The organism is uncultured Tenacibaculum sp. (assembly GCF_947494125.1).
Classification (GTDB): Bacteria; Bacteroidota; Bacteroidia; order Flavobacteriales; family Flavobacteriaceae; genus Polaribacter.
Genome location: NZ_CANLTU010000028.1, coordinates 1 through 4,615 on the forward strand (window position 1 = coordinate 1; position 4,615 = coordinate 4,615).

The following is a 4,615-nucleotide window of genomic DNA, read 5'->3' on the forward strand; positions in this document are numbered from 1 at the left end:
GATAAAAAAATAGCTTTCAGACAAGAAATGAAAGGTACCGCCAATATAGTAACCGAAGATTTACGTTTGATTGAACGTTTCTTCTATCAACTTAGAAATATTATTAAATAAAACATTCTTTCGCGAAGAATAGACATAGCCCTTGAGTGTCTTTAAATGATCAAGGATTTAATCAATTTTATAAATAAATTAAAATGAAAAAATCAATTTTAAATTTAGGTAAAGCTTTAAATAAAGCTGAACAAAAGACTGTTAAAGGAGGAAATGAAGAAGGAAATAATGGAAATGGACCTAATAGACAAGGGTGCTATAAGTATAGAACTACGGCTGTAAATTGCATTAGTCCTTGGATTTATGCTCCAGGTTGTGGGTGGGTGTGTATGGTTGCTCCTGAAGCTCCATAATTCAAAGTTAAACATTAATAATCTAAAAAACTAGAGGGTTATTCCCTCTAGTTTAAATTACCTTAATTTAATGATTTACCTCGTAAAACAAACATAAAAAATAAACTCTTAGATGGATCAAAATTTAAAGGTAAATATTCTCCTTTATCTCTTTTATTTAAAATTAGTCCATCACTATATAATTTAAACTTTTCGTTAATTTTCCATAAGCATACAATTTTATCATTTCTTAAAAAATATTCTGTAAGAGTTTGTCTATTATCTAATAATGAACTTTTATTTGGAAAATACAATTCCCATCTATTTATGTTTATAATTTCAAAAAGATACTGATGATAATACATATTTAATACGCCTCCCCATCTAAAAGAATCTGGATCTGCCACTTTTATAGGTGGAGCCGGTGCTCTAAAACTATACATATTATATTGTTCATGAAAAGCTATTTCAAAGGGATTGGAATCAATTACATCTCCATCTAAAACTTTTATCAATTCAATTTTTGTTGTTCTAGGGTTTGCTATATGTTTATAAAAATAGTCTCTTGCTTCTTCGTTTTCTACAAGTACTTTTCCTATTAAAAAAGAAGTCATATACATTAACTGTTCTATTCTTTTATTATCAGATGTCTTTGTAGCTTCTATGTCAAAAAAGTTTTCTCTTGAGCTATTTTGAATAGTATTTATTATTTCAATTTCTTCTGCATTTTTATCACAAGAGGTAAAAATAATTAACACAAAAAAAAGTAATTTCAAAAATTTCATAATCTTTTTTTAATTATTGGACACACACAAAAGTACAATGGAAATTATAGTATCTTTAATACAGTTCAAATTCGCTTATGATAAATTCAAATCCGCATTTATCTTTATTAAAACAAAGTTTTTAACACCATCTCTTTTCTTCTTGTTGCTACTGGTATTTGCTTACCTGTTTTAGTAACTAGAAAACCTTCATTTGTATATTTTGTTATATATGACTTATTTACAATAAAAGATTGATGACACTTTATAAACCTTTTTTCATCTAACAATTCTTCAATTTTTTTCATGGGCTTTGAAATAACAATTTTCTCTTCGAAAAGATAAAATGTTGTATAATTCCCTTCTGATTTACAATAAAGAATATCTTCAAATGAAACTAAATATTGAGTATCTAATGTTTTTAAGACAATTTTACTATGTTCTCCTTCTTTATAATAATGATTTGCTATATTAATTGAGCTTCGAATAGTATTTTCTTTATCAATAGTACTAATTGCTTTTTTCACAGCATCTTTAAACTCATCTTCGTCAATTGGCTTTAATAGATAATCTAAAGCTCCAAGCCGTATCGCTTTTACTGCGTGAGAATCAAATCCTGTAATAAATATTATTTTAAAATTAATTTCTTCAAATGATGATAAAATATCAAAACTAGTTCCGTCTCCAAGATCAATATCCATAAAGACTAACTGAGGTTGATATCTTTTAATTTTCTCTACTCCTTCCTTCACTGAAATAGCTTCGTCAACAATAGATAACTCACTTTTAAAATCTCGAAATACTCTTTTCTTTAAATCTTCTCTAACGTGTCTCTCATCTTCTACAATTAGTGCTCTTAACATGTTTAAAATATATTATAAGGGATTTTTAACTCTACTTTGGTTCCTGTTTCTCTACTTTCTTTTTCTACTTCTTTTTTATTTATAACAACCACACCTTCTCCTGTCATCTTCCTTAAAAAATCATCTATTAATTTAACAGAAGACTTTTTACCTACATTATTCTCATCAATTCCTATACCATCATCATCTATAACACAACAAACATATTTTTTATTAAAACTAAGTTCTATTCTAAGATTTCCTATTGATTCTTTTTTTCTAAAACCATGAATTATGGCATTTTCAACAAAAGGTTGTAATAGCATTGGGGGTATAAGAATCTCTTCTTCCGTATCAATACTATTATTTATTATATAATTAAACCTTTTGGGAAATCTAAATTGTTGTAATTCTATATAATCCTGTAAAGACTCTAATTCATCTTCAATAGGTACATAATTTTTAGTAGAATTTTCAAATATAGCTCTAAGTAGTCTAGAAAACTTTTGAATATACTTTATAGACTTCTCTGTATCTTCTCCAATATTATTCTTTATTAAACTTAAGCTATTAAAAGTAAAATGAGGGTTCATTTGTGACCGCAATAATCGTTGATGTAATAAAAAATTCTGTTGTTCAATTTTAAATTTTTTCTGTCGGTAAAAATTTAAAAATAACACCCCTATTATTAAAACCATTAATAACAGAAGAATTAATATATATTGATTTCTTTCTAATGTTAAACTTTGAATTTCTGCTTTCCTTTTAGCCTTTTCTAATACAATCTCATTCTTATAAGATTCCTTTAGAGCGTTTAATTCTTTATTTATTTTATCTGAATAACTTTTCTCTTGATAAGAAAATATTGAATCTAGTTGAATCATTAATTCTTCTATTTTCTCATTTCTTTTATATGCAATTTCTAAATTAATCTTCAAAGCATCTTTCTGATTGATATAGTCAATATTATTTAAACCTAATTGAAAAATAGAATCAACATATTTCTTTGCTAACCCATATTTATTAAGTTTCATATAAGTACTTGATAAATTTATATAATTATTAATTACCCTTGTCTTTGCTAAACTTGATGGTAGTTTTTTAGAAATGCTTAACGATTTTCTATATGCCTGAATCGCTTTATTATATGACTTATTATAAAATAAATAAAAACCTAAAGTTCCATATAACTGATACTTACCTGTATTTTTTAGACTTTCTTCATATTTACGGGCTTCAAACAATTCTTTTATTGCCTTTTCTTGATTACCTAAACTGCTATAAATACTAGATCTGCTTATTTTTGACATTGTATAATTAATAGTATCTCCCGCTCTTAAATACATTGTTGCTGCAGAATCATTCGCTATAAGTGCCTCCTCAAATTGATTTAATGCTGCTTTTACATTCTCTCTAAAACCATAAACATAAGCTCTATTTTTATAATCCTTTTCATCTAATAATGAGTGAAGTTTTTCATTTACTCCTTCTCCATTTAAATAATCATTTTTGAAACTATAATAAGTATCCATCAAAGCTCTAAAAAAAAGCACTTCTCTATTGTCTTTTATTCTTTTTTTTGAAAAAGAAGTTGCTTTATTAAAATTGCTAATTGCTGAATCATACTTTTTCAACCGAATGTTATACCTTCCAGTTACATAGTGAAATTCTGCTTTTAATGAATCTGATAAATTATTTTTTGATATCTTTTTTAATTGTTTCAAATAGAACCCTAAAGAATCTTTAGACATACCCTTTTTTATTTTACTATTAAAATAACTAGGGAATTTTGGTGATACTACTTCTTGCTCTTTCTTACAAGCAATTATTACTAAACAACATAATAATATTATTATCTTTCTTTTCATATTTAATTGAAGTACAAGACAACAAAGCTAATTATTTTCTTTTCAAATACTCTATTTGTCATTTTCATTTTAGGTTTATATTATTATCAGACAATATTCCAACACGTTTGTTACAAATAAAAAGATTGATAATTGTTTTAAACAATAACTTAAAACCAATTGCTATTTAAACATTCCATTTATGAATTAATGATACTCAAATATGAATTACTTTCTGTAATAACTTATTTCTTTCTTACTTTCGTCAACAACACATTATAATAGCCACATCATAAATAAATTTAAGATTTTAAATCCCTTGAAAGACACATTAATAAATTTAGTACAGAGATTATTACGCCGAAATCGCATATCTTTTGATAAAGAAGAATTATCATTTCAAATACAAAGTCACCCTTCGTATCCAAGTTTACATGCCATAACTGGAGTCTTAGATCATTTTAACATAGAAAATGTAGCAGCCGATGTACCTGTAAACACAGAAACACTTTTACAATTACCAGATTGTTTTATAGCTCAGGTAAATACAGCACAAGGAAAAGATTTAATTGTTGTAGAAAGAAAAGGCTTAGATTATACTTTATACAATACAGAAAATAAAAAAGAGAAGCTTTCAGAAGACGATTTTCTTAAAAAGTTCACAGGAATTATAGTTGCTGTAGAGCAATCAGAAGATAGTATACCAGTAAAAACTAGTTCAAACAGAACAAGTATTTTGGCTTTAGGTATTCTATCGGTTTTTGCAGCTTTTATGGTTT

4 protein-coding genes and 1 pseudogene are annotated in these 4,615 nt (G+C 26.3%); 2 read left to right on the top strand and 3 right to left on the bottom strand.

The window, feature by feature from the left end; genetic code table 11:
- Positions 1–194 precede the first annotated feature (194 nt).
- Complete coding sequence (locus Q0881_RS17600) at positions 195–404, top strand: hypothetical protein (protein WP_299163246.1); 210 nt, start codon at positions 195–197, stop codon at positions 402–404.
- 62 nt (positions 405–466) lie between these two features.
- Here Q0881_RS17600 and Q0881_RS17605 read toward each other — a convergent pair whose 3' ends face one another.
- The 3 genes from Q0881_RS17605 to Q0881_RS17615 all read right to left on the bottom strand — a co-directional run bounded on the left by Q0881_RS17605 (position 467) and on the right by Q0881_RS17615 (position 3,857).
- The gene (locus Q0881_RS17605) at positions 467–1,168 is read right to left on the bottom strand and encodes a hypothetical protein (protein WP_299163247.1); all 702 of its coding nucleotides are present in this window, start codon (positions 1,166–1,168) and stop codon (positions 467–469) included.
- A gap of 107 nt (positions 1,169–1,275) precedes the next feature.
- Positions 1,276–2,010 carry a LytTR family DNA-binding domain-containing protein gene (locus Q0881_RS17610; protein ID WP_299163248.1) on the bottom strand — a complete coding sequence of 245 codons (735 nt, stop codon included), beginning with the start codon at positions 2,008–2,010 and terminating at the stop codon, positions 1,276–1,278.
- 2 nt (positions 2,011–2,012) lie between these two features.
- Positions 2,013–3,857 (bottom strand): histidine kinase, encoded by a 1,845-nt coding sequence (locus Q0881_RS17615; protein WP_299163250.1) that lies wholly within the window; start codon positions 3,855–3,857, stop codon positions 2,013–2,015.
- Positions 3,858–4,155: 298 nt separating this feature from the next.
- Between Q0881_RS17615 and Q0881_RS17620 the strand changes: the two are divergent.
- Positions 4,156–4,615: pseudogene (locus Q0881_RS17620) on the top strand (cysteine peptidase family C39 domain-containing protein); the annotation flags it as partial.